20 protein-coding genes, 2 tRNA genes and 4 pseudogenes are annotated in these 24,279 nt (G+C 70.4%); 5 read left to right on the plus strand and 21 right to left on the minus strand.

The genetic code is table 11. From position 1 onward, the window contains the following. Window positions 1–18: 18 nt before the first annotated feature. The 6 genes and pseudogenes from IEZ08_RS29020 to IEZ08_RS29035 all read right to left on the minus strand — a co-directional run bounded on the left by IEZ08_RS29020 (window position 19) and on the right by IEZ08_RS29035 (window position 4,868). A complete protein-coding gene (locus tag IEZ08_RS29020) occupies window positions 19–450 on the minus strand; it encodes a replication initiator (protein WP_189243380.1) in 432 nt (143 codons plus the stop codon). 721 nt (window positions 451–1,171) lie between these two features. Further along, window positions 1,172–1,753 carry a hypothetical protein gene (locus IEZ08_RS39855; protein ID WP_229803613.1) on the minus strand — a complete coding sequence of 194 codons (582 nt, stop codon included), beginning with the start codon at window positions 1,751–1,753 and terminating at the stop codon, window positions 1,172–1,174. A 165-nt stretch (window positions 1,754–1,918) separates the two neighbouring features. Next, a pseudogene (locus IEZ08_RS40690) lies at window positions 1,919–2,077 on the minus strand (recombinase family protein); the annotation flags it as partial. A gap of 133 nt (window positions 2,078–2,210) precedes the next feature. After that, window positions 2,211–2,708: pseudogene (locus tag IEZ08_RS40695) on the minus strand (recombinase family protein); the annotation flags it as partial. A gap of 35 nt (window positions 2,709–2,743) precedes the next feature. Beyond that, on the minus strand, window positions 2,744–3,895 hold the full coding sequence (locus IEZ08_RS29030) for a metallophosphoesterase (RefSeq protein ID WP_229803617.1): 1,152 nt from the start codon (window positions 3,893–3,895) through the stop codon (window positions 2,744–2,746). 103 nt (window positions 3,896–3,998) lie between these two features. Then, the gene (locus tag IEZ08_RS29035) at window positions 3,999–4,868 is read right to left on the minus strand and encodes an ABC transporter substrate-binding protein (RefSeq protein ID WP_068926052.1); all 870 of its coding nucleotides are present in this window, start codon (window positions 4,866–4,868) and stop codon (window positions 3,999–4,001) included. A 130-nt stretch (window positions 4,869–4,998) separates the two neighbouring features. Between IEZ08_RS29035 and IEZ08_RS29040 the strand changes: the two genes are divergently transcribed. After that, entirely contained in the window at window positions 4,999–6,573 is a 1,575-nt protein-coding gene (locus IEZ08_RS29040) for a methyl-accepting chemotaxis protein (protein WP_068926050.1), read from the plus strand. Between the two features lie 13 nt (window positions 6,574–6,586). On the opposite strand, the gene IEZ08_RS29045 is transcribed toward IEZ08_RS29040, so the two are convergent. Together IEZ08_RS29045 and IEZ08_RS29050 are read right to left on the minus strand one after the other, a co-directional pair. Beyond that, a complete protein-coding gene (locus tag IEZ08_RS29045; RefSeq protein WP_068926049.1) occupies window positions 6,587–7,228 on the minus strand; it encodes a response regulator in 642 nt (213 codons plus the stop codon). Then, window positions 7,225–8,379 carry a sensor histidine kinase gene (locus IEZ08_RS29050; protein WP_068926047.1) on the minus strand — a complete coding sequence of 385 codons (1,155 nt, stop codon included), beginning with the start codon at window positions 8,377–8,379 and terminating at the stop codon, window positions 7,225–7,227. Before IEZ08_RS29050 ends, IEZ08_RS29045 begins: the two co-directional genes overlap by 4 nt. Window positions 8,380–8,538: 159 nt before the next feature. Here IEZ08_RS29050 and IEZ08_RS29055 point away from each other — a divergent pair, with 159 nt between their 5' ends. After that, window positions 8,539–9,273, plus strand: coding sequence for a hypothetical protein (locus IEZ08_RS29055; RefSeq protein WP_189243382.1), 735 nt, complete (start codon window positions 8,539–8,541; stop codon window positions 9,271–9,273). Here the strand turns inward: IEZ08_RS29055 and IEZ08_RS29060 are convergent. Continuing rightward, the gene (locus tag IEZ08_RS29060) at window positions 9,243–10,223 is read right to left on the minus strand and encodes an aldo/keto reductase (RefSeq protein ID WP_189243383.1); all 981 of its coding nucleotides are present in this window, start codon (window positions 10,221–10,223) and stop codon (window positions 9,243–9,245) included. The two genes, IEZ08_RS29055 and IEZ08_RS29060, sit on opposite strands and share 31 nt — an antisense overlap. Before the next feature lie 146 nt (window positions 10,224–10,369). On the opposite strand from IEZ08_RS29060, the pseudogene IEZ08_RS29065 reads away from it, so the two are divergent. Continuing rightward, window positions 10,370–11,562 (plus strand): annotated as a pseudogene (locus IEZ08_RS29065) (RNA-guided endonuclease InsQ/TnpB family protein); the annotation flags it as partial. Between the two features lie 34 nt (window positions 11,563–11,596). Here the strand turns inward: IEZ08_RS29065 and IEZ08_RS29070 are convergent. Continuing rightward, window positions 11,597–11,959, minus strand: a complete 363-nt coding sequence (locus IEZ08_RS29070; RefSeq protein WP_068929080.1) for a MerR family transcriptional regulator — start codon at window positions 11,957–11,959, stop codon at window positions 11,597–11,599. Window positions 11,960–12,298: 339 nt separating this feature from the next. Here IEZ08_RS29070 and IEZ08_RS40700 point away from each other — a divergent pair. Beyond that, window positions 12,299–12,760 (plus strand): annotated as a pseudogene (locus IEZ08_RS40700) (DUF998 domain-containing protein); the annotation flags it as partial. 90 nt (window positions 12,761–12,850) lie between these two features. Here IEZ08_RS40700 and IEZ08_RS29080 read toward each other — a convergent pair. Beyond that, on the minus strand, window positions 12,851–13,873 hold the full coding sequence (locus IEZ08_RS29080) for a nucleoside hydrolase (protein ID WP_203863527.1): 1,023 nt from the start codon (window positions 13,871–13,873) through the stop codon (window positions 12,851–12,853). Between the two features lie 81 nt (window positions 13,874–13,954). Here IEZ08_RS29080 and IEZ08_RS29085 point away from each other — a divergent pair, with 81 nt between their 5' ends. Next, entirely contained in the window at window positions 13,955–15,391 is a 1,437-nt protein-coding gene (locus IEZ08_RS29085) for a WGR domain-containing protein (RefSeq protein WP_068926037.1), read from the plus strand. Window positions 15,392–15,404: 13 nt separating this feature from the next. Here IEZ08_RS29085 and IEZ08_RS29090 read toward each other — a convergent pair whose 3' ends face one another. The 10 genes from IEZ08_RS29090 to IEZ08_RS29135 form a co-directional block, all read right to left on the minus strand. Then, a complete protein-coding gene (locus tag IEZ08_RS29090; protein WP_068926035.1) occupies window positions 15,405–15,926 on the minus strand; it encodes a TrmH family RNA methyltransferase in 522 nt (173 codons plus the stop codon). A gap of 240 nt (window positions 15,927–16,166) precedes the next feature. Further along, complete coding sequence (locus tag IEZ08_RS29095; protein ID WP_068926034.1) at window positions 16,167–18,602, minus strand: Tex family protein; 2,436 nt, start codon at window positions 18,600–18,602, stop codon at window positions 16,167–16,169. A 137-nt stretch (window positions 18,603–18,739) separates the two neighbouring features. Next, entirely contained in the window at window positions 18,740–20,461 is a 1,722-nt protein-coding gene (locus IEZ08_RS29100) for a sialidase family protein (RefSeq protein WP_068926032.1), read from the minus strand. Window positions 20,462–20,560: 99 nt separating this feature from the next. Beyond that, complete coding sequence (locus tag IEZ08_RS29105; RefSeq protein WP_068926031.1) at window positions 20,561–20,917, minus strand: MmcQ/YjbR family DNA-binding protein; 357 nt, start codon at window positions 20,915–20,917, stop codon at window positions 20,561–20,563. 55 nt (window positions 20,918–20,972) lie between these two features. Continuing rightward, complete coding sequence (locus IEZ08_RS29110) at window positions 20,973–21,314, minus strand: VOC family protein (RefSeq protein ID WP_068926030.1); 342 nt, start codon at window positions 21,312–21,314, stop codon at window positions 20,973–20,975. 109 nt (window positions 21,315–21,423) lie between these two features. Beyond that, the gene (locus IEZ08_RS29115; protein WP_189243386.1) at window positions 21,424–22,515 is read right to left on the minus strand and encodes a DUF5685 family protein; all 1,092 of its coding nucleotides are present in this window, start codon (window positions 22,513–22,515) and stop codon (window positions 21,424–21,426) included. Between the two features lie 179 nt (window positions 22,516–22,694). Further along, window positions 22,695–22,770: transfer RNA gene (locus tag IEZ08_RS29120), tRNA-Arg, on the minus strand. Window positions 22,771–22,802: 32 nt separating this feature from the next. Beyond that, window positions 22,803–22,875 (minus strand) — tRNA-Met (locus IEZ08_RS29125). 193 nt (window positions 22,876–23,068) lie between these two features. Next, window positions 23,069–23,596 (minus strand): GNAT family N-acetyltransferase, encoded by a 528-nt coding sequence (locus IEZ08_RS29130; RefSeq protein WP_176728589.1) that lies wholly within the window; start codon window positions 23,594–23,596, stop codon window positions 23,069–23,071. Window positions 23,597–23,695: 99 nt separating this feature from the next. Continuing rightward, on the minus strand, window positions 23,696–24,235 hold the full coding sequence (locus IEZ08_RS29135; RefSeq protein ID WP_084780599.1) for a P-loop nucleotide/nucleoside kinase family protein: 540 nt from the start codon (window positions 24,233–24,235) through the stop codon (window positions 23,696–23,698). Window positions 24,236–24,279: the final 44 nt, after the last annotated feature.

Below are 24,279 nucleotides of genomic sequence, written 5' to 3' on the forward strand. Positions count from 1 at the left end.
AAGATCCACCCGCGGCACCTACCTCGTCGAGCTTTTTACACCGCCCCGAGGACGCCACCCATGGACCGCACCGAAGGAGGGAGCGGTGAACGTGGCGAACACGCGTGGATGTTCACTCACGTCCTCCGGAACGCCCTTACCGCCACGGAGGCCGGAGATGATCAGGTGATAGGTGTCGTCTCGATAAGTGGCCGAGCAGGACGGGCAACGGGACGCACGCCGGTTGCCGCATGCGGTCAGCAGAAATCCGGTGGGTTCGTCGGCGGTCCGGTAGACGTCCAGGACCTCACCCGTTCCGGCGTCCACGGTCAGGCGTTCCCCGTGGAGCCGGACGGGCTGAGCACAGCCGCCAGTCGCATACACCATGCGTTGCCACCGGGCGAAGTCCGGCATGGCTGCACGCTGTACGGCGGCCAGGATGTCAGGCGAGAACGGCGGGACATCGCTCACGCGGCATCCCTCCCGCTCTCGGCGGGGACGGACGGAGCGGCATCGGCCCGCTGGTGAGAGAACTCGATGCCGTAGATGGCAGCGATACGCCGCCACTTCTCGGGCGAACGCTCAGGAGCCTGAGCGATCATGCGCTTAGTCCACTCCTCGATAAGCGCGGCTTGCGGTACCGGTCCTTTGGGTACCAATTCACTCCTTTCCTCGCAGGGAAAGCCGCCGCCTGTACCGGGAAAAGGGTGAGCGCCATCGCCGGATATGCCGGAACGGCATACCCGCTCTTGCGGTGGTGTCTCTTTCAGCGAGAGCGTGGAGTGTTAGGTTTTGCGCGACGGTTTAGCCAGGTGAGCACTGCCGTGGTGTGGGCCTACCGCTGGCCGGGTCCCCCCAGCGGAACGGCTTGTCATCGTTTTATTGCCCGGTGGCGCTCTGTGCTCGATCTGTCGCGGCTGGTGTCTCGCTGCTTCCCGAACTACGGGGCTCTTTTCGTACTCACATTTTTACCACTCGAAAGATGAATTCATGCAGACCAAGGTTCCGCGCAGTCCATTAACCGTGAGTCCCCGTGAGAGTCCCTAGACGTCCACCGGCGTCCGGTTGCGTCCCATGGCGTCCGACTGCATGCGGCTGCACCTGATCGTTTGAGGGCATAAGTAAGGGAGCTGGCACCTTTCGGTAAGGCAGTCAGCTCCCTTGATCGACGAGGACGTCTCAGGACGTCCGGTCAGTCTTCCCGCCAGACCGGCTCCAGCAGATCGGGGTTGAAGGGTTTGTAGCCCCCGCCCGCCGGATGGACGATCACGGCGAGCAGCTCTTCCCGGATGTGTGCTCGCTTCTGCGACAGAGCCAGACCGCCTTCTTCTTCGGGCAGGTCCCAACGACGGCGGAGTTCGGTGATGTCGATCGCCGAGCTTGCGCGCTGACGCTCGACCGAGGCGGCATGCCTGTGCTTCTCCGCACGGAGCCGACTGATCGTCTTCTCAAGCCGGGGAAGAGCGCTGAAGAAGAACTCGTTGCTGACTTCCTCACTCTCCCACTTCGCCGTCAGAGCATCGCGGCGCTTTATGGCGGCGGACAACTCGTCTTCTTTGTCCCAGGAGGAATCTTGCTCAGGGGCGTTGAAGACCGCCCTTGCTTCCATGAAGTTCAGGACGAGTTGAGAGATCGCGAAGTCCACCAGGTCGCCGCGCCGACTGACACCACCGCACCCGCCCGCGCCTTTCGACTGGCACTGATAGAGGTGATAGTCCTTGCCTTTCGGCTTTGACGCCCGCAGTCGCTTGTTGCAGATCTTGCCGTTGGGCATGAGCCGTCCACACCGGAGGAACCCGGTAAGGAGATAGGTGTGCTCCCGCCAATCCTGCGAGAGAGGGCCGGAGACAGCCCCGTCGCTGCCCACTTGGTGGCCTTTCCTGCTATCGATGATCGATTGCACGGCGAGCCACTCTTCCGGGGTGAGAATCGGAGTCCACTGGCCGACGACGGGGTTGCCCTCCGCGTCCCGTACGAAGTCCCCGTTGAGCCGACGCCAGCCGCACAACCGGGGAGCGGCCAGCATGGTCCTCAAGGTCTGTACTCGCCAGGGATTGCCCCGAGGGGTCAGCACGCCCGCCTTCTGCCACTCCGTCACGATCGAGTTCAGGGAACGACCAGCGATGAAGTCGCGCGGCCTTCTGGATGAGCGGAGCTTCGGCAGGGTCGAGGGTCAGGCGATCGGCCTTCCAGCCGAACGGACGCACCCCGCCCACCGGCTTGCCCTGCATGGCCCGCGCCTGATGCGAACGGCGCATGCGGCGCTGGATCTTCCGGGCCTCCATCTTGGAGATGACCACGCCGAACATGCCCATGCTCTCTACGTCCTCGCTGTAGAGGTTCTTGACGCTCTTGGAGTCGGCGAAGACGAAGCCATCGTTGTAGGTGAACGCGTCAACGAAGCGTTCGTAGTCACCCGAACGCCGGGCAAGGCGGTCATCGGCCACGACCACCACACCGCGAATCGGCGTGCCGTCGGGGAGCTGGCCCTTGCGCAGGGCTACGAGCATCGCTTCGAAGCCGTCGCGGACGACATCGGCCTTCGAGGCGGACTTGTCGTTGTCGGTGAACTGATGCACAACAGTCCATCCGCAACGGGCAGCCGTCTCGTGGTTCACGATGTGCTGGTCCTTCACACCGTGTTCGTCCTTCTTGGTGTCCGCCGAGATGCGAGCGTATGAGACCACCGGGATCGGGGAGTCTGGCCCCAGCGCGACCAAGCGTGGCATGACGCCTCCTTGAGAACCTCGCCTCAAGGAATGTTCTACATGTAGTCCAGGATCGGGGTGTCCTTGTACGGGGACTCCGCCGCCGACAGCTGCTCCCTGGACTGGGCGACGACCGTGTTGACGTACTTGACCGTCGTGTCGTGCTGCTCCTTCATGAGCGAGACGATCTTCGGGTCCTCGGCCACGGTGTTGGTGTTCAGTGTGGTGGAGGACTTGCCGACGACGGTCCACTCACCGCGCTTCTTGGCGAGCTGGAAGTCCAGCACGCTCAGCCGCTGGCCCCACCGGCCGGGCTCGGTCAGCAGGACCTGCCGGCCGGTGGCCTTGTTGGTGACGAACTTCTGCGGCACGTCGTTGTGCGCGTGCCCGAACAGCACGGCGTCCACGCCCGGGACCTGCTCGGCGACCATGGCCGAGGCGTTCTCGACCGGCAGGTCGCCGCCGTAGGACGACATTCCGTTGTCGCCCGCGTGAGCGGTGACCACGACGACGTCGGCGCCGAGGCCGCGGATGACCGGAACCCACTTCTTGGCGCTCTGCACCAGGCCGGTGAAGCGCAGCCTGCCCTCGACGTTGGCCTTGTCCCAGATCGCCACGCCCGGGTTGGTCAGGCCGAGCACGCCGACCTTGATCGGCTTCTCGCCCCTGGCCTTCATCGTCTTGATGACGAACGGCCGGTAGGCGGGCAGGCCGGACCTGGCGTGGACGGCGTTGGCGCCGAGTACCGGGGCCTTCATCTGCTTGACCCAGGTGGCCAGAAGCGGCAGGCCGTAGTTGAACTCGTGGTTGCCCAGCGTCACCGCGTCATAGCCGATGGCGTTCATCGCACGGGCCATCGGGTGGAGCTTCCCGGTCTCGTTCACCGGCTCGATCTTGGCGTAGTAGTACGCCAGCGGCGTGCCCTGGATGGTGTCGCCGGAGTCGAACAGCAGGGTGCGGTCCGCGCCGCGCTCGGCCCGGATCTTGTCGACGAGCGTCGAGACCTTGGCCAGGCCGACGTGGTTGCCCCGGCTGTCGGTGAACTCGGCGTTCTTGAAGTAGTCCCAGTTGAGGGTGTTGCCGTGCAGGTCGGAGGTGCCCATGACGGTGACGGTCACGGGCGTGTCGGGGGACGCCGATGCGGTCGCGGGGACGGCCAGGGCCGCCACCGTGACCGCGCCGACGAGAGCGAGCTTCCTGGTGTGCATGTGACCGGAGGGTAACGTGCACAGATTGCTGCCCGCTTACGACACCCTTACTGCTCATTGGGGCTTTGATCCCCGGTGGGAGATTCCGGATGGATCACCGGGATCAGGCGCCGCCGTTGATGGCCCCGGTCTTGAGTGAGCCCTCCGCGATCTCCCACTTCTTCAGCAGCCCGTCGTAGGTGCCGTCCTCGAACAGCTCGTACAGGGCCTGCTGGACGGCCTTCTTCAGGGTGCCCTTGCCCTTGCCGATCGCGATGCCGTACGGCGCCGCCTCGATCTGCGGCCCGGAGATGCGCAGCGAGGAGTTCTCCTGCACGGCCAGCGACCCCGGCGGGAAGTCGTCGAGGTAGGCGTCGGCCTTGCCGGCGAGCACCGTCTTCTTGGAGTCGGACAGAGCCGGGACCGTCACCACCGTCATCTTCCTGCTCGCGGGGCAGCGCTCGTTCTGGGCCGCGGCGAGATCGACGTAGATGGTGCCGGCCGGGACGGCGACCCGCTGCCCGCACAGCGCGGCGACGCCCTCGTCGTCCGTCTTCCCGCGCACCACGATGACGGAGCCGACGTTGAGGTAGTCGACGAAGTCGACCCGCTGCTGCCGCTCGGCGGTGTCGGTGATGGACGACATGGCGGCGTCGATCTCACCGGACTCCGCCTTGCCGAGCAGGTCACCCCAGGAGGTCTGCCGCATCTCCAGCTCCAGCCCGAGCTTGGCGGCGATGGCGGTGGCCAGGTCGACGTCGAACCCGGTCTGCTCGCCGTTCTCGACGAACTCCATGGGCGCGTACGACAGGTCGGAGCCGACCACCAGGACTCCCGACCGCAGGATGTCGTCGGGCAGGTAGGCGCGGGCGGCGGCGGCCTGCGTCGCCGGAGCGCCCGCCGCGCGGGAATCCTCCGGGGCGTCCGGCTCCGCCGAGCAGCCGGTGACGAGAACGCCGGCGGCGAGAGCCGCGAGCAACGGGGTGATGCGCATGGGGATGTCCTTGGGTACTCAGAGGGCCTGCCGGTTCTTCCCTGCGAATCGGCAGTGACTCGCATCACTTGAGCCCTCAGCTTCGCCTTGTACCTGTCGATTCACCGGGCAAGCGATGGAAGAGGCGGCAATGAGACTCACAATCCGGCATCAGATCCTGTCCCTGGCGGCGGGAGGCTTCGTCATGGTCACGATGGCGGGCCTTATCGGCTATCAAGGTATTTCGCAGCTTGAGGACACACAGCGCGAGGCGGGCAATGCTGCGGCGGCCCTGGAGGCCGTCGGAACGGCCGACACCGCCCGGGTGGCGTTCCGCGGCGACGTCCTGAACGCGATCACCACACGTGACAGCGCCGAGCGGCAGAAAGTGCTGGACCTGCTCGGCTCCCACGTGTCGGAGCTGCGCGGCAGCTTCGCGCAGATCGTCCGGCTCCGGCCGGAGCTGGCCGGTGAGCTGAAGGAGCTCGACGCCGCGACCGATGAGATGATCGCGGCCGGTCAGCGGGTGGTGACCCTGGCCAGCCGGGTGGTCAGCGACCCGCGGCAGGTCGGCGCGGCCGAGGCGCGGCCCGACTTCGAGAGCCGCTACCGGCGGTTCGACGAGATGCTGCCCGAACTGGAGAAGGCGATCGCCGACGAGGCCGAGGGGGCCTCCGCGGCGGCCGAGGCCACGGCGTCCGACGCCAAGACCCTCACGCTGGTCACCGCCGGACTGGCCGCGGTGCTGCTGGGCGGCGCCGCCGTCCTGCTCGCCCGGCGGGTGTCGCGCCGCATCGGCTCGTTCGTGCTGGCCATGAAGGCTCTGGCGGACAAGGACCTGACCGTGCGGGCCGACATCGGGGGCACCGACGAGCTCGCCGAGCTCGGCAAGAGCCTCGACGAGGTCGTCACCACGGTCCGCGGGGCCATCGGGGAGATCGCCGACAATGCCGCAGCCCTCATCTCCGCCTCCGCGCGGCTCTCGGACACCAGCCGGGACCTGGCGTCGGGTGCCCAGACGGCGGCCGACCAGGCGGGCAGCGCCTCGTCCAACGTTGACCAGGTCTCCGAGAGCGTCAGCTCGACCAGCCAGGCGGCGCAGAGCCTCCAGGCGTCCATCCGGGACATCAACGGCGCCGTCACCGAGGCCGTGGAGGTCGCGGCAGAGGCGGTCGGCCTGGCCACGACCACCAACCGCACGATCGAGCGGCTGCGGACCTCCAGCGGCGAGGTCGGCGCCGTGGTCAACATGATCACTTCGATCGCGCAGCAGACGAACCTGCTGGCGCTCAACGCGACGATCGAGGCCGCCAGAGCCGGTGAGCAGGGCAAGGGCTTCGCCGTCGTCGCCGGAGAGGTCAAGGACCTCTCCCAGGAGACCGCCTCCGCCACCGAGGACATCGAGAGCAAGGTCGCGGCGATGCGGGGCGACACCGAGAACGCGATCGAGGCGATCGGCCGCATCGGCACAGTGATCAACCGCATCGACGAGATCCAGCGCTCCATCGTCGCCGCGATCGAGGTGCAGAGTCAGGCCACCCAGTCCATCGGCGCAGGCATCGAGGTGGTCTCCCGGTCGTCGAACGACATCACCGGCTCGATCCTGAACGTCGCCGAGGCGACCCGCACCACCCACGACGGGGCCACCAGGACCGAGATGGCGGCCACGGAGCTGGCGGAGCTCGCCCACAACCTCAACGCGCTCGCCGAGCGTTTCCAGCGCTGACGGCCGGGTCCCGCTACGGGTCGCGGGGGCGGACCAGCCCGTGCTCGTAGGCGTGGCGGACGGCCTCGGCGCGGTCGCGCAGGCGGAGCTTGGCGAACAGGCGGTTGATGTGCGTGGAGACCGTGGAGAGGCCGATGCGCAGGGTGGCGGCGATCTCGGCGTTGGTCAGGCCGCGGCCGATCAGCGCGAGGATCTCGCGTTCGCGGGGCGTGAGGTCGCCCGGCTCGATCGGAGTCCCGAGATAGCCCGCCATCACTCGGCCGGTGATCGCCGGGTCGAGGGCGGCCAGGCCGCCCGCCGCCGCCCGGATCACCGTGAACAGCCGCTCGGGCGGTGACACCTTGAGCAGGAAGCCGCTCACCCCCGCGCGCAGGGCGCCTTCGAGGTTCTCGTCGGTGTCGTAGGTCGTCAGCATGACGATCCGGGGCGGTTCGGGATCCGCCAGCAGCTCCCGGGCCGCGGCGATCCCGTCCATGCCGGGCATCGCGATGTCGAGGAGCGCCACGTCGGGCCGGAGGCGCCGGGCGGCCGCCACGGCCTCCCGGCCGTCGGCGGCCTCGCCGACCACCCGCAGGTCCGGCTGGGTGCCGATGACGAGGCGGAGGCCGCGGCGGACCGTCGCCTGGTCGTCGGCGAGGAGAACGGAGACGGTCATGTGACCACGGTGATCCTTCCGGCGATAGGGAGCGAGACGCTCACGCCGTACCCGCCGCCCGGCCGCGGACCGGCCGACAGCCGCCCGTGGAACAGCGCCACCCGCTCGCGCATGCCGACCAGGCCGTGGCCCGTCCCGTTCATGCCGGGCACCCGCCCGTCACGGGGGCCCTCGTCGACGATGTCCAGGCAGAGCATCCGGGACCGGTAGGAGATCCGCACCTCGGACGTGGTGGGCCCGGCGTGCCGGAGCGTGTTGGTGAGCGCCTCCTGGACGATCCGGTAGGCCGACAGGTTCAGTCCCGCCGGGAGCGGCACCGGGTCGCCTTCGACGGTCAGCCGTACGTCGAGACCCGCCAGGCGCATCTGCTCCACCAGCTCGTCCAGGCGGGCCAGGCTCGGCTGCGGGGCGAGCCCGTCCTTGACGGGGCCGGTCCGGAGCAGCCCGACCATGAGACGCAGCTCCTCCACCGCCTCGCGTCCCGTCTCCTCCACCACGTTCAGCGCCTCGCGCTCGACGGCCTGCTCGGGACGGAGCATCAGCCGCGCCGCGCCCGCCTGCATGACCATCACGCTGACGCTGTGCGCGACGACGTCGTGCAGCTCCCGGGCGATCCGGAAGCGCTCCTCGGTCACCGCCTCCCGGGCGAGCAGCTCGCCCCGCTCCTGCGCCTGGAGGGCGACCTGCCGGTGGTGCCGTACGGCGATGCCCGCGCCGCCCGCGAGAGAGATCATCACCAGCAGGACCGCCACGTCGCCGGGCGTGAGGTCGGAGGCCGTCACCAGGACGACGACGGCGTACACGGCCGTGAGCGACAAGCCCGCGACGGCCCGCCGGTCCTCCAGCGGGAACACGCTGAGCAGGGTGAACAGCAGGAGGAGATGGACGTAGAGCTGCCAGGCGGCGAACATGTCGCCGTGGTACGCGGTCAGCGGCGTGTTGATCGACACATAGGCGACCAGTGCGGTGAACGGTACCCGCTGCCGGAAGAGCACCAGGACCGCGGCGATCACGACCACCCCGATCCACCACCAGGGACGACCGTACTCACCGGATCCCATGACTCCGTCGAGCTCCTCGGCGACGCCGAACAGCAGGAAGGCCAGGAAGATCAGCCAGTCGGCGGGGGTGGGCGGCGGACGGCGGCTCATGAGGCGAGCGTAAGGGGAAGATCGTGTCGAGGAATCCGCCTTGCGGGGGATAAGTCCGGTTGAATCGGTCAGCGGGAGGCGGGCATCCCCCGCGAGGCGGACACGGGATCGAAGCGGGCCTCGACGACGCGGGACGGGTTCCTCCCTAGTGTTCCTGCCATGCTCGGACTCACCAGCCCCGACACCTTCCGCCGCCGCGCCGCAGGTGTCAGCCTCGTCCTCGCCCCGCTCTGCCTGCTGCTCGGCATGATCGTCGATCCGCTGACGGCGGGAGCCGACGAGACCCTCGGCTACGCCCAGAACCCCGTCGCCACCGGGATCAGCGCGACCCTGCTGCACTACGCCTGGGTGCTCTGGGTCCCCGGCGTGATCGGTCTGGTCCACCTGGTGCGGGGGAAGGGAGTGGTCCTGGCCAACGTGGCCGGAGCGGTGACCGTGCTCGGCCTGATCAACTTCTCCTCCCTGATGATCGCGGACTTCTTCGACATCGTGCTCTACCGGCGGCTCCCGGAGGAGCAGGCCACCACGATCCTGCAGGAGGCGGCCCAGCCCGCGATGGTCATCGCGTGGCAGGTCCCCGGCATGATCGGCTCCCTCTCCGGGCTGATCGCGGTGGCCGTGGCCTACGCCCGTGCCGGACACGCGGGCTGGTGGTTCCCGGCCGGGGTGCCGGTCGGCATGGTGGTCTGGATCGCCGGGACGCGTGCCGGGATCCCGCTGCTCGCCTACACCGGACCGGCGATCCTCCTGCTGGTCTTCGGCATCGTGGGCACGGCGATGATCCGGATGACCGACGAACAGTGGAGGCCGGCCCGGCCGCCGGTCCCGGCCGGAGACCGATCGGTCCCCGGCCGGACGCGTGGTCAGCTCTCGATGGAGGACATGTCCGGGTAGCGGTCACCGTGTACGGCCCCGCCGGGCACGGCGGCCTCCAGCGCGGCGAGCTGGTCGGAAGTCAGCACGACGGCGTCCGCCGCCGCGTTCTCCTCCAGGTAACGCAGCCGCTTGGTGCCCGGGATCGGGATGACGTCCTCACCCCGGGACAGCGCCCAGGCCAGGGCGAGCTGGGCCGGGGTGCACCCCGCCTCGTCGGCGATCTTCCGGACCCCGGCGACGAGCGCCTCGTTGTGCGCAGCGTTCTCCCCGGCGAAGCGGGGGAGGTACTTGCGGAAGTCGTCGGCGGGCATCTCGTCGGCGGGCGGAAGGGCTCCGCCGAGCAGTCCCCGGCTGATCGGAGAGTACGCCACCAGGGCGATGCCCAGCTCCCGGGCGGCCGGCAGGATCTCCCCCTCGATGTCCCGGGCGAAGAGCGAGTACTCGCTCTGCAGCGCGGCGATCGGGTGGACGGCCTGGGCCCTGCGCAGGCTCTCGGCGTTCACCTCGGACAGGCCGAGGTGGCCGACCTTGCCCGCGGCGACCAGCTCGGCCATCGCCCCGACGGTCTCCTCGATCGGGACCCGGGGGTCACGGCGGTGCATGTAGTACAGGTCGATGTGGTCGACGCCGAGCCTGTGCAGAGAGGCGTCGCACGCCTTGCGGACGTACTCGGGGCTGCCGTCGATGGCCCGCGCGGCCGGGTCGTCGCCGCGGACGATGCCGAACTTCGTGGCCAGCACCACCCGATCCCGGCGATCGGCGATCGCCCGCCCGACCAGCTGCTCGTTGTGCCCCTTGCCGTACATGTCGGCCGTGTCCAGGAAGTTGACCCCGAGCTCCAGCGCCCGGTGGATGACCCTGATCGACTCGGCCTCGTCGGTCGGGCCGTAGAACTCCGACATGCCCATGCAGCCGAGCCCGAGCGCGGAGACCTCGGGGCCGCCGTTGCCGAGACGTCGCTTGTTCATCTGAAACCTCCGAGGAGACCCCCGCCTCCAGGCGGGGGAGGAATCGGACCCCTGCGCAGCAGGGCAGGGGCAGGCGATTCGCCGTCAGGCGAACCGTCGTGTCGAACAACCATGCGGTTCTTAACCGATCGCGCGATGATGTGGATATGGCGCAGAGTGTGAAGCGGGCCTACAAGTACCGCTTCCATCCGACCCCCGGACAGGCCCAGGAGCTTGCCCGCACGTTCGGCTGCGTGCGCCTGGTCTACAACAAGGCGCTGGAGGAGCGGACCCGCGCCTCCACCGTCGAGGGCCGCCGCATCTCCTACGTGGAGACCTCGGCCGCGCTCACCCAGTGGAAGAAGACACCCGAGCTGGCGTTCCTGTCCGAGGTGTCGTCGGTGCCGTTGCAGCAGGCGTTGCGCCACCTGCAGGCGGCGTTTGCGAACTTCTTCGCCCGCCGGGCCAAGTACCCGGTGTTCAAGTCCCGCAAGAAGTCGCGGGCGTCGGCCGAGTACACCCGCTCGGCCTTCACCTGGCGCGACGGCCGGCTCACCCTCGCCAAGATGGACGGCCCGCTGGACATCGTGTGGTCGCGCCCGCTGCCCGAAGGAGCGCAGCCGTCCACGGTGACGGTGTCGAAGGACGCGGCCGGGCGCTGGTTCGTGTCCCTCCTGGTGCAGGAGACGATCGCCCCGCTGGCTGCGACCGGGAAGCGGGTCGGGGCAGACGCCGGGCTCACGTCCCTGGTCACGCTCTCGACCGGGGAGAAGATCACCAATCCGAGGCATGAGCGGGCCGACCGGCGCAAACTCGCCAAGGCCCAGCGCAACCTCGCCCGCAAGGCGAAGGGCAGCGGCAGCCGGGCCAAGGCCCGGCTGAAGGTCGCCCGCGTGTACGCCCGGATCGCCGACCGCCGCCGCGACCACCTGCACAAGCTCACCACTCGGCTCGTCCGTGAGAACCAAACGGTCGTGATCGAGGACCTGACCGTCCGCACCATGGTCAAGAACCACTCGCTGGCCCGCGCCGTCTCCGACGCCTCCTGGCGGGAGCTGCGCTCGATGCTGCAGTACAAAGCGCAGTGGTACGGGCGGGACCTGGTCGTGATCGACCGTTGGTTCCCCTCGTCCAAGCTGTGCTCGGCCTGCGGCACCCTGCAAGAGAAGATGCCGCTGGGCGTGCGGGAATGGCAGTGCGCCTGCGGCGCACTGCACGATCGCGACGTCAACGCCGCGAACAACATCCTCGCCGCCGGGCTGGCGGAGAGGTGAAACGCCTGTGGAGCTGGTGTGAGACCTCAACGAGAGTCCTCTCGGGAAGGCGACCGGCGGTGAAGCAGGAAGGCCGACCGGCGACGGTTGGAATCCCCTCCCTTCAGGGAGGGGAGGAGGTCAAGAGTTCTCCATTGCGTGGTAGAGGTCGATCTTGTAGTCGAGGATTGAGAGATCCTCGCTGAGCTGGGCGATCCGTTCCAGGACCCGAGCCCGATGGATTTCGAGCATGCGCCGCCGCTCGGCCGCGGTCGCCGGACCCCGGCGGCGCAGCTCGGCGTACCGGCACATCTCGGCGATCGGCATCCCGGTCGTGCGCAGCTTCGTGAGGAAGTCCAGCCAGTCGAGGTCCGGCCGGGTGTAGCTGCGCCGCCCGCCGGAGTCGCGGCCGACCTCGTGGATGAGCCCGATCCGCTCGTAGTAGCGCAGCGTGTGCGTGCTCAGCCCCGACACGCGCGAGGCTTCCTGGATGGTGATGCCCATGGACATCACCCTGCATGTTGAAGTGCACTTCAAGTCAAGCGGGTCCTTCGGGGCACCGGTCCCCGGGACACGACCCCGAAGCGGCCGACCCTGAGGGGGAGAGCCCTACCTCCAGGGGAGTCCGCGCAGTTCACGGGTACGGCACGGCGGGCGTCACCCTGAGGACTGCCCCACCCCCGGCCGGGGTCCCTCCGGGACCGGTCAGGGATGGCTGGGGATCATTTCGGATACTTCATGACCTGGCCCGACGCGATCGTTGACGCCATGGGAAGCAAGGCGTTCTCCGGACCATGGATGGTCCTCGGCGGGTACACGGCGATCGTCGCCGGGTCGGTGTCCATGCTCGGCCTGCACGTGGCCACAGGGCTCGATCCGGTGCACACTCTGATCAGCGAGTACGCGTTCGAGCGGGACGGCTGGCTGCTGCCGGCCTCGCTCACGCTCTTCGCCGTGGGCGCGACGGCCTTCGCCGTCCTCCTGGCCCGCCGCGGCAGGGATCGCAAGGCGGCGGCGCTGGTCGGGATCTGGGGCCTGTGCATGCTGCTGATCGGCGCCTTCCCCACCGACCGGCCCGGGGTGCCGCTGTCCATGTCCGGGGGCATCCACCGGTACGCCGCGTTCGCGGCGTTCCTGGCGATGCCGGTCGCCGGGCTGATCCTGGCACGGCGGAACGAGGGCAGGCCGTACGCCAGGACGGTGAAGGTGCTGAGCCTGGCCTCGCTGGGTGTGCTGCTCCTGGTGGTGATCCCGTACGTGGTGCGGATGTTCGGCGTCGAGCTGACCAACGACGACATCCCGGCCGGGGTGACCCAGCGGCTGGTGGTCGGCTTCGAGGTCGCGGTGCTGGCGACGCTCGGGCTGGCGCTGGGGAGCGGGCCCGGCCGGAAGGGGTCAGCCGAGGCGGTGGGCGAGGCGGCGGTAGGACGACAGCGCCAGCTCCCAGAACCGGTCCGCGTCGAGGGCGGTGGCGACCACGGCGTTCGCCGGTCGCCCCGGCCGGAGGTCCGTGACCGTCGTTCCGGGGGCGGGGCCCGCGGCGGTCTCGCCACCGCCACTCTTGCCGCCCCCGCTGCCCCCGCTGTCGCCGGAACCCGTTCCGGGGGCGGTTCCGGGACCGGTGACCACCGTGACCGCGGCGGGCGCGGTGGTCACCACCCCCGGATCGATCACGCAGGCGACGGCGCAGGCGTCGTGGACCGCGGGGCCGCCGGGCCCGCCCGCCCTGCGGGGGAACTCCACGCAGGGGACGAGCAGCTCGCGGCCGAGCCGTCCCAGCGTCCGCATCTCCGCCACCACGGCGTCCCCGGCCCGCGCCTGCCCGGCGACGTCGACGCCGATCGCGGTCACCGTCCAGCCCGCCCCGAACACGACCGCGGCGGCCTCGGGGTCGGCGGCCAGGTTGAAGTCGGGAACCGGGGCGCGGCGGGTGTGGCGGCCGCCCAGGACGACCAGGCCGCGGACCTGTTCCACCAGGCGGGGCTCCGCGCGCACGGCCAGCGCGATGTTGGTCAGCGGGCCGAGCGCGAGCAGGGTGATCTCGCCCGGATGCGCCCGTACGGCCTCGGCGAGGAAGTCCGCCGCGTGACCGCCGGCCGGGGGCGGGCAGACCTCGGGAAGCGCGACCGCCCCCAGGCCGGAGACCCCGTGCGGGCTGTTGTGCCGCGCGAGGCCGTGCCCCGCCAGCGCGCCGGCGCTCCCGGGGACGACCGGCACCTCGTCCGCGCCGAGGAACGCGCGTAGCCGCAGCGCGTTGACGGTCGTCCGCTCCAGGGTGGCGTTGCCCGCGACCGTGGTGATCCCGGCGATCTCCAGGCCGGGGGCGGCGCACGCGAGGGCGAGGGCGAGGGCGTCGTCCAGCCCCGGGTCGCAGTCGATGATGATCTTGCTCGGTGTCACGGTCCCGGCGGTGGCCACATGAGGCAGGTTACCCATTTCATGATTTGTCGCCCTGCTGCCGTACGCTCCCCGAAAAACCGATCAAGGGAAGAGGCGGAGATGACGGCGCAGAGCACGTACCTGGAGCTGTCCGAGGACGGCGGCGGCTCGCACAAGTTCTACGAGGTCGTGCTCGACGGAACACAGGTGACGATCACCTACGGCCGGATCGGGGAGTCCGGGCAGACCAAGACCTCCTCCTTCCCCACTCCGGAGAGGGCCGCGGCCGCCGCGGCGAAGAAGGTGAACGAGAAGGTCCGCAAGGGGTACGCGACCGCGGTGCGGGGCGTGCGGCAGGCCCGGCCGGTCACCCGGCGCAGCATCGTCAGCTCCCGCTCCACCGCCCGCCAGGCGCCGGTGCTGTGGCGCTTCGCCAGCGGCGCGGCGGCGTTCGGCATCTTCGTGGACGCAGAGCGCTGCTGGGTGGGCAACCAGCGGGGCGACGTCTACACCGTCACCCACGACGGCACCGTGACCGGCCGCTTCCGGCTGCCCGACGGCGTCAAGTGCATCGTCGCCGACGACTTCTGGATCTACGCCGGCGCCGACGACGGCAAGGTCTACGACCTCAGCGGGAAGGTCCCCCGGGTCGCCTACGAGATCGCCGAGGACGTCGACATCTACTGGCTCGACATCCACGACGGCGTGCTCGGCGTGTCCGACCGGGCGGGACGGATCACCACCATCGACCACGAGGACGAGTTCCAGTGGGCGCGCACCGGCCAGGGCGAATCCGCCTGGATGGTCCGCTGCGACGACGAGGCCGTCTACCACGGCCACTCCGCGGGCGTGGCCCGCTACGACGCCGCCGACGGCGCCCCCGTCTGGCAGACCGGGGTCCAGGGCGCGGTGCTGTTCGGCTGGCAGGAGGCCGCGTCAGTCTACGCGGGCACCTCGCGCGGGGCCGTGCACCGGCTGCACAAGTCCGACGGCCGCACCGAGGCGGTCTACCAGTGCGACGCCACCGTCTTCTCCTGCGCCACCGCCCCCGGCGGCCGCTACGTCTTCGCCGGGGACAACCACTCCTCCATCTACTGCTTCGGCGCCGACGGCACGCGCCTGTGGAAGCTCGCCACCGGCTGCGGCTCGGCCTTCTCCATGCAGTACCTCGACGACCGCCTCTACATCGTCACCACCGACGGCACCCTGGCCTGCATCGACGCCACCGAGGCGGCGATCAGGGCGGCGCAGGAGGGCACCGTTCCCGAGCCGGTGGACGTCAAGGCAGCCACCGGCCTGGCCGCGGTGGAACCGGCCACGACGGTGGAGATCGTCTCGCCGGAGGCGCAGGCGGACGGCGGAGTGGTCGTGGAGTGCTTCCAGGAGGGCGGACGACTCCGGGTCCGGGTCCTCAGCGAGGGTTACGAGCGCGGCTGGAACGTGCAGTTCCCCAAGAACGTGCGCGAGGCGGGCGCCCGCTACCTCGTCGAAGGCGTGCGCTCCTCCGGCCGGGGCGGGTTCTACCGGGCCTACGGCGACATCCGCCGCCTGCTCTGACCGGGTCCGGCCTTCAGGCGAACCCGGCCAGCTTGTAGAGGACGAGCGAACCCGCGACGGCCACGTTGAGGCTCGCCCCCGTGCCGATCATCGGGATCTCCACGGCCGCGTCGAGCAGGTCGAGGGCCTCCGGCGGGATGCCGTCGCGTTCGTGGCCGAGGACCGCCACCGTGGGGCGGCGGGCCATGGGCAGGTCGGCCAGGCGGACGGCCTCCTCCGCCAGTTCCACCCCCAGGACGTGGTCACCGGCCGCCCTGCGCTCGGCCAGCCAGTCCAGGGGATCCCGCACCCAGTGCACGCAGGCGGGCCGGCGCAGGGTGTTACCGCGCCGCAGGGCCTCGGGGACCCACGGCAGGCGCGGTACGGCCATGCACGCGCCGACCGCGTCGCAGGTCCGCAGCAGCGTGCCGAGGTTGATCCCGTGCATCGGCCAGAGCGGGGCGACGCGCAGGTGACCGAGACATCGGGGAGGACGGGGGCGGCGGGCGGCCCGCAGGTCCTTGCGGGTGCGCACCCGCACGGCGGGGCCGGTCACGACCGGGCGCGGACGACCTCCGCGGGAAGGCGACAGATCATACAGCTCATACGGATCATGCTGCGGGCGCTTCAGCGGTGCGCCCGGAACCATCGACGGGGATGCCTGAGTCCACAATAGCCGTACGGCCGCCGTCCCACGAGGAGACGACAGCCGTACGGCACACGACAGGCACGGCCGCCGTATCGCCGGAGGGGACGGGCGCGCCGCCCTCCGGGGATCACCGGTCGAGTGGCCCGATCAGCGCTTGCCGCCGTCGGAGCCACCGAGGCCGGCGCGGCGCAGGGCCTCGGCCATGGCGCCGCCCGGGGCGTTGCGCTCCTGGCCGCCGCGCTGCTGTCCGCTCCGCTGGCCGCCGCGCTGCTGTCCACCCCCCTGCCCGCGCTGCTGCTCGCCGCCGCGCTGCTGATCTCCGCGCCCGCGCTGCCGGTCCCCGCGCTGTTCTCCGCGGTGGCCGCCGTCGCGCCGGTCACCGCCGTCCCGCCGCCCGCCGCCGGAGCGGTCGCGCTGCTCGCCGCGGGCCTCGGTCTCGTCCTCCAGGCGGAGGGTGAGCGAGATGCGCTTGCGCGGGATGTCGACGTCGAGCACCTTCACCCGGACGACGTCACCGGACTTGACCACCTCGCGGGGATCCTTGACGAAGTTGCGGGACATGGCCGAGACGTGGACCAGGCCGTCCTGGTGCACGCCGACGTCGACGAACGCGCCGAACGCTGCGACGTTGGTGACCACGCCCTCCAGGACCATGCCCGGCCGGAGGTCGGAGATCTTCTCCACGCCCTCCTTGAAGGTGGCGGTCTTGAAGGCGGGCCGGGGGTCGCGGCCGGGCTTCTCCAGCTCCGCGAGGATGTCAGTGACGGTCGGCAGGCCGAAGGTGTCGTCCACGAACTCCTGGGGCCTGAGGGACCGCAGCGTCGCGGAGTTCCCGATCAGCTGGGTGATCTCGCAGCCGGTGGCCGCGAGGATGCGGCGGACCACCGGGTAGGCCTCGGGGTGCACGCTGGAGGAGTCGAGCGGGTCGTCGCCGCCGGGGATGCGCAGGAAGCCCGCGCACTGCTCGAACGCCTTGGGCCCGAGGCGGGGCACCTCCTTCAGCGCCCGGCGGGAACGGAACGGGCCGTTGGCGTCACGGTGGGCGACGATGTTCTCGGCGAGCCCGGAGCCGATGCCCGACACCCGGGTCAGCAGCGGCGCCGAGGCGGTGTTGACGTCGACGCCGACGGCGTTCACGCAGTCCTCGACCACCGCGTCGAGCGAGCGGGAGAGCTTGGTCTCGGCGAGGTCGTGCTGGTACTGGCCGACGCCGATGGACTTGGGATCGATCTTGACGAGCTCGGCCAGCGGGTCCTGCAGGCGGCGGGCGATGGAGACCGCGCCGCGCAGGGAGACGTCCAGGCCGGGCAGTTCCTGTGAGGCGTAGGCGGAGGCGGAGTAGACCGACGCCCCGGCCTCCGACACCACGATCTTGGTCAGCCCGGGGACCAGCTTGACCAGCTCGCCGGCGAGCTTGTCCGTCTCCCGCGAGGCCGTGCCGTTGCCGATCGCCACCAGCTCCACGCCGTGCGCCTTCACCAGCGCGGCCAGGGCCGCCAGCGACTGGTCCCACTGGCGGCGCGGCTCGTGCGGGTAGATCGTGTCGGTCGCCACGACCTTGCCCGTGGCGTCGACCACCGCGACCTTCACGCCGGTCCGCAGGCCCGGGTCCAGGCCCATCGTCGGGCGGGTCCCCGCGGGAGCGGCCAGCAGCAGGTCGCGCAGGTTGGTGGCGAACACGCGCACGGCCTCGTCCTCGGCGGCCTGCCACATCCGCATCCGCAGATCGATGCCGAGGTGGACGAGGATGCGGGTGCGCCACGCCCAGCGGACGGTGTCGGCCAGCCACCTGTCGGCGGGCCGCCCCCGGTCGGAGATGCCGAAGCGGTGGGCGATGGCCGCCTCGTAGGAACCGGTGGGCTCCTCCTCCGGCTCCAGGGTGAGGGTCAGGACCTCCTCCTTCTCACCCCGGAACATCGCCAGGATCCGGTGCGAGGGCAGCTTGGTGAACGGCTCGGCGAAGTCGAAGTAGTCGGAGAACTTGGCGCCCGCCTCCTCCTTGCCCTCGCGCACCGCCGAGACCAGCCGCCCCCGGCTCCACATGCGCTCGCGCAGCTCGCCCACCAGGTCGGCGTCCTCGCTGAACCGCTCGACCAGGATGGCCCGCGCCCCGTCGAGCGCGGCGGCGGCGTCGGGCACGCCCTCGCCGACGAAGGCCGCCGCGGCGGCCTGCGGGTCGACGGACGGGTCGCCGAGCAGCCCGTCGGCCAGCGGTTCGAGCCCCGCCTCCCGGGCGATCTGCGCCTTGGTGCGCCGCTTGGGCTTGTAGGGCAGGTAGATGTCCTCCAGCCGGGCCTTGGAGTCGGCCGCCATGATCTGGGCCTCAAGGGCGTCGTCGAGTTTGCCCTGGCTGCGGATCGACTCCAGGATCGCGGTGCGCCGCTCCTCCATCTCGCGCAGGTAGCGCAGCCGCTCCTCGAGCGTGCGCAGCTGCGCGTCGTCGAGCATCCCGGTGGCTTCCTTGCGGTAGCGCGCGATGAAGGGCACCGTGGCCCCGCCGTCGAGCAGCTCCACCGCCGCCCGCACCTGCCCCTCGCGCACGCCCAGCTCGTCGGCGATCCGCTGATGAATAGAAGTCGTCACGATCTCTTCCCCTTGTGATGGACGCCCCAAAGCTACCGCGTGGCGGGGGAGCGGAAGGGGTGGTGCCGCCAGGCATGTGGACGACTCCGGGGAATCGCCCCCTGCGGATCGTCCGATCGCGACGGCCCCGGTCCCCGTCACGGCAGGGGGAGCGGCTCCGGGAACGCCGGGGAGAGGCGGGTCCACTCGACGGTGGCCGCGGCGGCGTTGCCGCCCGGGGTGCCGGTCACCCAGTGGGTGAGCTGCGGCCGTTCCCTGCTGTCCTGGACCACCCAGGCGGCCCCGGTGTCCGTACCGTCGCGGAACAGACGGGCGACGCCGGAGCTGTCGACGGTCACCCGCCAGGTCGCGATCCGCCCTGCGCCGTCCAGGGCGTGGACCCGCTCCCAGACCGGCGAGCCCTTGCGCATGCTCCAGACCCCGCCGCGCTGTACGGCCAGCATCAGCCGCCGGGCGCCGTTGGCCACCTTCGCGCCCAGGCAGACTCCGTCGCCGGTCCGGGGGTCCAGCGCGCTGTCGTCGTCGACCCGGCCCCGGAACTCCAGGGTGAAGTCGCACCCCCGCCGCACGTCGAGGGCGCGGGTGGCCCCGCTGGCCCGGGTGCCGCCGCTGCGCAGGACGAACCCGCCGCCGGGGGCCCGCCGCGCGCCGCCGTACAGCTCCCAGTCCCCGGCGAACAGGTCGCCGGGGAACTCCCGGGTGATGTCGAGCTCGGCCACCTTGATGTTGATCTGGTTGTGCTCCCAGACGACGAAGAACCTCCCCGGCTCGTACTCGTCGGCGCTGGGATAGACGTCCCACCCGCGTGCCGCCCCCCGGGTCAGCCGCCTTCCGTCGGCGAGGAGCCGCCCCGGCCCCCACGGTTCCCCGGGCCGCCGCACCTTGTAGTGGAGCACCTCGCGGTACTGGTCGGGCCTGCTCTCCGCCGGACCGGTGAACGGCCCGGCCAGCGTGTTGTAGATCGCCAGATGACGGCCCCCGGAGTCGCGGGTGAAGAACGTCTTGACGTAGTAGTTGGGCAGGTCCTCGTCCAGCGTGAGGCGTGACCAGGTCAGGCCCCCGTCGGTGCTGGTGGCGGTGGCGCAGTGGGCGGCGCTGACCCGGTAGCGGGCGTCGCGCTCGGCCGCCGAGGCGCCGCCGCGCAGGTCCAGCGTGCGGGTGACCATGACCAGCGCGCCCGGGTCGTCATAGGAGATCGCGATCTGCGGCTCCTCCACCGCCACGCCGGGCGGGTTCTCCGCGAGCGCCCCCGGGGTCCAGGTCCTCAGGTCCGCCGAGCGCAGCACACCCGCCCGCGTGGTCCCGCCCGCGTGCCGCCAGTACGGCACCAGCCAGTGCCCGCCGTACCGCAGCGGCCTGCCCGCCACGACCACGCCCCGGCCGTTGTCCGGCACCTCCACCGTGATCGGGAAGTCGGTCCAGGTACGGCCCGCGTCGGTGCTCCGCCTGGCCGTCATCGCGGTCGGGAAGCCGTCCACCCGGCCCTCGCGATCCCGGTCGCGCTCGACGTCGATCAGCCCGAGCAGCGCGTACAGGACGCCGTCGTCGTTGAGGAACATCACGTAGTGGTAGCGGTGCGCGGCGGTCGCCGCGGCCAGCGTGCCGACCGTCCAGGTCCGCCCGGCGTCGCCCGACCGGGCGTACATGATCGATCCCTGGTCCTTCGGGGACGGGTCACGGCTGTCGCGCACCCCGGCCCGCCAGCCGACCACCAGCCGCCGGGAGTCCAACGCGACGATGTCGGGAACGCGGTTCCCCTCGTGGGCGAGCTCCCCTCCGGGAGTCCTGTCGGCCTTCCCGTAGACGGTGACGGGGGCGCCGACGTGCGTTCCGACGATGTCGATCTCCGGCCAGGACATGGATCACAGCGAACAGGCGAGAGGTGACCGGAGGGTTGCCGGAAGGTGACATCCCGCCCCTGATCACCTCGGCGCCGCCGCCCGGGACGGGCGGCCCGGTCACTCCAGGAGGGCGGCCAGCCGTTTGGGAGCGACGGCCCGGTAGGCCTCGGTGACGATCTCGGCGATCTCGGCCCAGTCCTGGGGGACGTCGAGATAGACGCCGAGCCAGCCGCGGTGCCCGACGTACGGCGGGCGGAAGAAGCGCTCGGGCGCCTCGGCGACCATGGCCTCCTGGACGCCGGGCGGGGCGGCGCACCAGAAGGCGAGCCGGTCGTCGTGATGGTGGTCGGCGTACATCACGAACGTCTTCCGGTCGCGGATGAACCAGGTCGGCTCGCCGTGGCTGAGCCGTTCGGTGGTCTCGGGGAGCGCCAGGCAGAGCCGCCGCAGTGACTCCAGCGGATCATCGGTCATGGTCCGACGATACGCCCGTCGTGCCGGCCCGCGCCGGTCACAGGGGGAGCACCGGTTACAGGGGAGCACCGCCGAACCCGATCTCGTTCCCTTCGGGATCGCGATAGATGACCTTGCGCACGCCGTTGGAGTATGTCTCGCGTTCCACGGGCTCGATTCCCCGCTCGGCGATCCGCGCCACACGCGTGTCGAAGTCGTCGACGAAAACCGTGTGCATGGCGTGACCGGCCCGCTCGGGCCGCCGCTCGACGTATACGGACCGGTGTTCCGCGAGTTCCCACACGGCCTCCGTGTCGCTTGCGACGAACGTCGGCGGGGCGCCCAGCAGCTGTTCGTACCACTTCAGGGCCGCCGCGTAGTCGGTTACCGGAATTCCTGCGAACAACTCCAGGGTCATACGCCGATTCTATGGATCTCTTCCGGATCGTGAGCTGCGGGACCGCGCCCACTCCGCCGGATACGCCCGGTCCGGCGGGCGGCCGGCGGGCCGCAGCCGGTGCGGGGACTCAGGCGCAGCAACCGCAGCAGTCGCAGTCACAGCAGCTGCAGCAGTCGGCGTCACGCAGGTAGCAGCGCTCGCTGCGCGGCAGACCCCTGCGCCTGCTCCACCGGGGCCGCCACATTCCGCAGGTGAAGAAGGTCGCCACCCCGGCTGCCGACTTGCGGATCCATCCCGGCCGCTCGTAGGAGGCATCCGCGGGATGGTCGCGGAAGGCGCGCTCGACCGCCCGCCGTACCTCGGTTCCGAGGAGCACCTCCACCAGGTGACGCTCCTGGAGCTCCATATCCCGCAACGCCAGGGTGAGGCCGTGTACGGCGTCGTCGCAGAGCCGCCGCGCCTCCCGCCTGGTGGCGCCCGTGGCGGTCAGCGGGTTGAACCGGCCCCGCGCGTCGTCGTCTTCCTGGTCCTCGACCGCGTCGAGCAGGTGGGCGATCCGGCCGAAGAACCTGCCCGCCTCGGCCAGGGCGTCGGCGTTGCCGGGCCGCCCGGCGAGCACCGCCGTGTGGGCGAACGCCGCGGCGACGGCGTCCTCCGCCGGGCGGGTCAGGTCGAGGAGCGTGATCGGCCGGGCTCCGGAACCGCCGGAACCGCCGGAACCGCCGGGCCCGGACGGGGAGGCGGCCCGGCGCTCCAGGTCGAGCTGCCGGTCCACGGTGGAGGCCAGGACGGCGGTGTCGAACCCGACCCCCGCCCCCAGCCGCGCCCCACTGGCCTCCCAGCGGGCCGCCAGCCTCATCCGGGCCGGTCCGGTCCCGGCGGCGACGTCGCCGTCCACCACCTGATCGCGGATCCGGCCCGCGGCGAGCACCAGCGAGACCGCGGCCGCGAGCTGCGCCCCCTGGGCCCGGGCGTCCACCACGTCGGCGGAGCGGAACCCGCGCAGCGCGCAGGGGCCCGCGGTCCGGTGCGGGGAGGCGGACGGCAGCTGGGCCTCGGCGAGGACCGAGATGATCAGGGTGTCGTAGTTGGTGGCCAGTCGCCCTCCGTGTCCCTGCCCGTCCCGCAACGTCAGGCACAGCCCGCACAGGTGCGCCCGCCACGCCCGGTGGAGGGACGGGCACCCGTGCTCACCGCACGGGCGGATGATTCCGAACACGCGACCTCACAGCTCAATGGAGCGATCCATCACATAACGAGGGAATGGTAGGGGTAAAACCAGTCCCTTCGGTATGGCCGCGTCTCGGGAATGACCGCCGCCACGAGGCCGAGGGCGTGGAGCCCCAGGTCGCGGTCGTGGAGTCCTGGATCCCGTGTGGAGTCCCGGACCAGGAAGGGTGGTGCCTCCGGCTGGATTCGAACCAGCGTCCTCCTGCTCCGCAAGCAGGCGCGCTCTCCGCTGCGCCACGAAGGCCGGAATTCTTCGATGAAATAATGGAGAATCCGTGGCGGGTGTGGGAATCGAACCCACCTGGGGTGGCTTATGAAACCACCGGGCACGCCAGCGCCCCCACCCGCCGGGAATGCGAAGAGCCGCCCCGGGAACATGTCCGGGACGGCTCGCATGGGACGTCGCCAATCGTCACATGCGAACCTGCCCGGCCATGCTCATTCGGCGTCGGATACGCATTCTTTTTCCTTTCGGCGGTTCCTGTGAATCAATTGTGTTGTTCCGGGACGGCCCGGCGCAACACGTTTTACCGGCGGCTGTCTCAGCCGGCCAGCTCGCCTTCCAGCATGGTCATGAGAACCATGTCGTGCCATTTCCCGTCGCGGCGGAACGCGTCGCGCTGCCTGCCGTCCTGGGTGAAGCCGACCTTCTCGTAGACCCGGATCGCCGCGGTGTTCTCGGCGACGACCCAGAGCGCGATCGAGTGCAGCCGCATCTTGTCGAAGCCGTACCGGCAGATCTCCCGGGTGGCGTCGGTGCCGTAGCCCTTGCCCCAGCAGTCCTTCTCGCCGATGTAGATGTCGAGCTCGGCGTTGCCGATCTCCGGTTCGGCGTCCCGCAGGCGTACGAGCCCGATCAGCCGCCCCCCGTCGAGGGTCTCGATCCCGAGGAGCACGTCGTCGTACGAATTCCGCCCGCGGTTCTCGACGCGCTCGACGGTCTGGGCGAGTGAACTCGGATATCCCTCGTCCATCCAGCGCATGACGTCGGGATCGCTGTTCCATCGCCACAGCGCCTCGGCGTCGGACGGTTCCATGGGACGCAGCCGCACGAGCTTTCCGGTCGGCACCGGCGCACTCCGATCGATCGGATATGAGAGACACAGCGATACCTACCAGGCGCCGTTCTCGTGATTCAACCGGATTAACGGCGTCCCGGCGCACTCGTCTCACCGTTGCGCGATCGTGCGTTCACCTTCCCCGGCCGGCTCCTCGAAGCCGGCCAGATAACGCTGCAGAAGGTCCTCGGACACCGTGACGCAGTTCGCTCCCTCCAGCGCGTTGCGTACGGCGAGCCGCCGGCGCAACGTTTCCGGGTCCGCCTTGAGGTAGACGAGCTCCCACCGGTAGCCGTGATCTTCGATCAAGGCCTTGTACCGGTCACGCTTCGCACGCTGCCAGAAGCTGTAGTCCAAGACCACCGACCGGCCCGCTCGCATCAACCGCACCAATTCGTGCCACAGCATCTCCTCGGTGGCGGCTTTGTGCTCCTCGTACTCCTGCGGATCGAAGAGCGCGCCATCGCGCCCGAACCGCTCCCAGATCGATTCATCGATCGACAGCCGGACGTAGCCGCGTCGTTCCAGAGCCTGCGCATAGGTTGTCTTGCCAGAACCGGCGATGCCGCACATCAACACGACAGAGCGTCCGGGTTCGTCTCCCGGGCCGGTGACGTGGTCGGCTTCGGTAGTGCTCACAACACCGTCCATGGGCAGGACACTATCGACGTGCCGGCCCGGGGTGCGGTGGCACG

This window comes from Planobispora rosea (genome assembly GCF_014648175.1).
Classification (GTDB): Bacteria; Actinomycetota; Actinomycetes; order Streptosporangiales; family Streptosporangiaceae; genus Planobispora; species Planobispora rosea.

Excerpts from the sequence above, each read along its gene's own strand:
- IEZ08_RS39855 (WP_229803613.1), bottom strand. The coding sequence starts at position 1,753 with ATGCCCAACGGCAAGATCTGCAACAAGCGACTGCGGGCGTCAAAGCCG.
- IEZ08_RS29030 (WP_229803617.1), bottom strand. The coding sequence starts at position 3,895 with ATGCACACCAGGAAGCTCGCTCTCGTCGGCGCGGTCACGGTGGCGGCC.
- IEZ08_RS29035 (WP_068926052.1), bottom strand. The coding sequence starts at position 4,868 with ATGCGCATCACCCCGTTGCTCGCGGCTCTCGCCGCCGGCGTTCTCGTC.
- IEZ08_RS29040 (WP_068926050.1), top strand. The coding sequence starts at position 4,999 with ATGAGACTCACAATCCGGCATCAGATCCTGTCCCTGGCGGCGGGAGGC.
- IEZ08_RS29045 (WP_068926049.1), bottom strand. The coding sequence starts at position 7,228 with ATGACCGTCTCCGTTCTCCTCGCCGACGACCAGGCGACGGTCCGCCGC.
- IEZ08_RS29050 (WP_068926047.1), bottom strand. The coding sequence starts at position 8,379 with ATGAGCCGCCGTCCGCCGCCCACCCCCGCCGACTGGCTGATCTTCCTG.
- IEZ08_RS29055 (WP_189243382.1), top strand. The coding sequence starts at position 8,539 with ATGCTCGGACTCACCAGCCCCGACACCTTCCGCCGCCGCGCCGCAGGT.
- IEZ08_RS29060 (WP_189243383.1), bottom strand. The coding sequence starts at position 10,223 with ATGAACAAGCGACGTCTCGGCAACGGCGGCCCCGAGGTCTCCGCGCTC.
- IEZ08_RS29070 (WP_068929080.1), bottom strand. The coding sequence starts at position 11,959 with ATGGGCATCACCATCCAGGAAGCCTCGCGCGTGTCGGGGCTGAGCACG.
- IEZ08_RS29085 (WP_068926037.1), top strand. The coding sequence starts at position 13,955 with ATGACGGCGCAGAGCACGTACCTGGAGCTGTCCGAGGACGGCGGCGGC.
- IEZ08_RS29100 (WP_068926032.1), bottom strand. The coding sequence starts at position 20,461 with ATGTCCTGGCCGGAGATCGACATCGTCGGAACGCACGTCGGCGCCCCC.
- IEZ08_RS29105 (WP_068926031.1), bottom strand. The coding sequence starts at position 20,917 with ATGACCGATGATCCGCTGGAGTCACTGCGGCGGCTCTGCCTGGCGCTC.
- IEZ08_RS29110 (WP_068926030.1), bottom strand. The coding sequence starts at position 21,314 with ATGACCCTGGAGTTGTTCGCAGGAATTCCGGTAACCGACTACGCGGCG.
- IEZ08_RS29135 (WP_084780599.1), bottom strand. The coding sequence starts at position 24,235 with ATGGACGGTGTTGTGAGCACTACCGAAGCCGACCACGTCACCGGCCCG.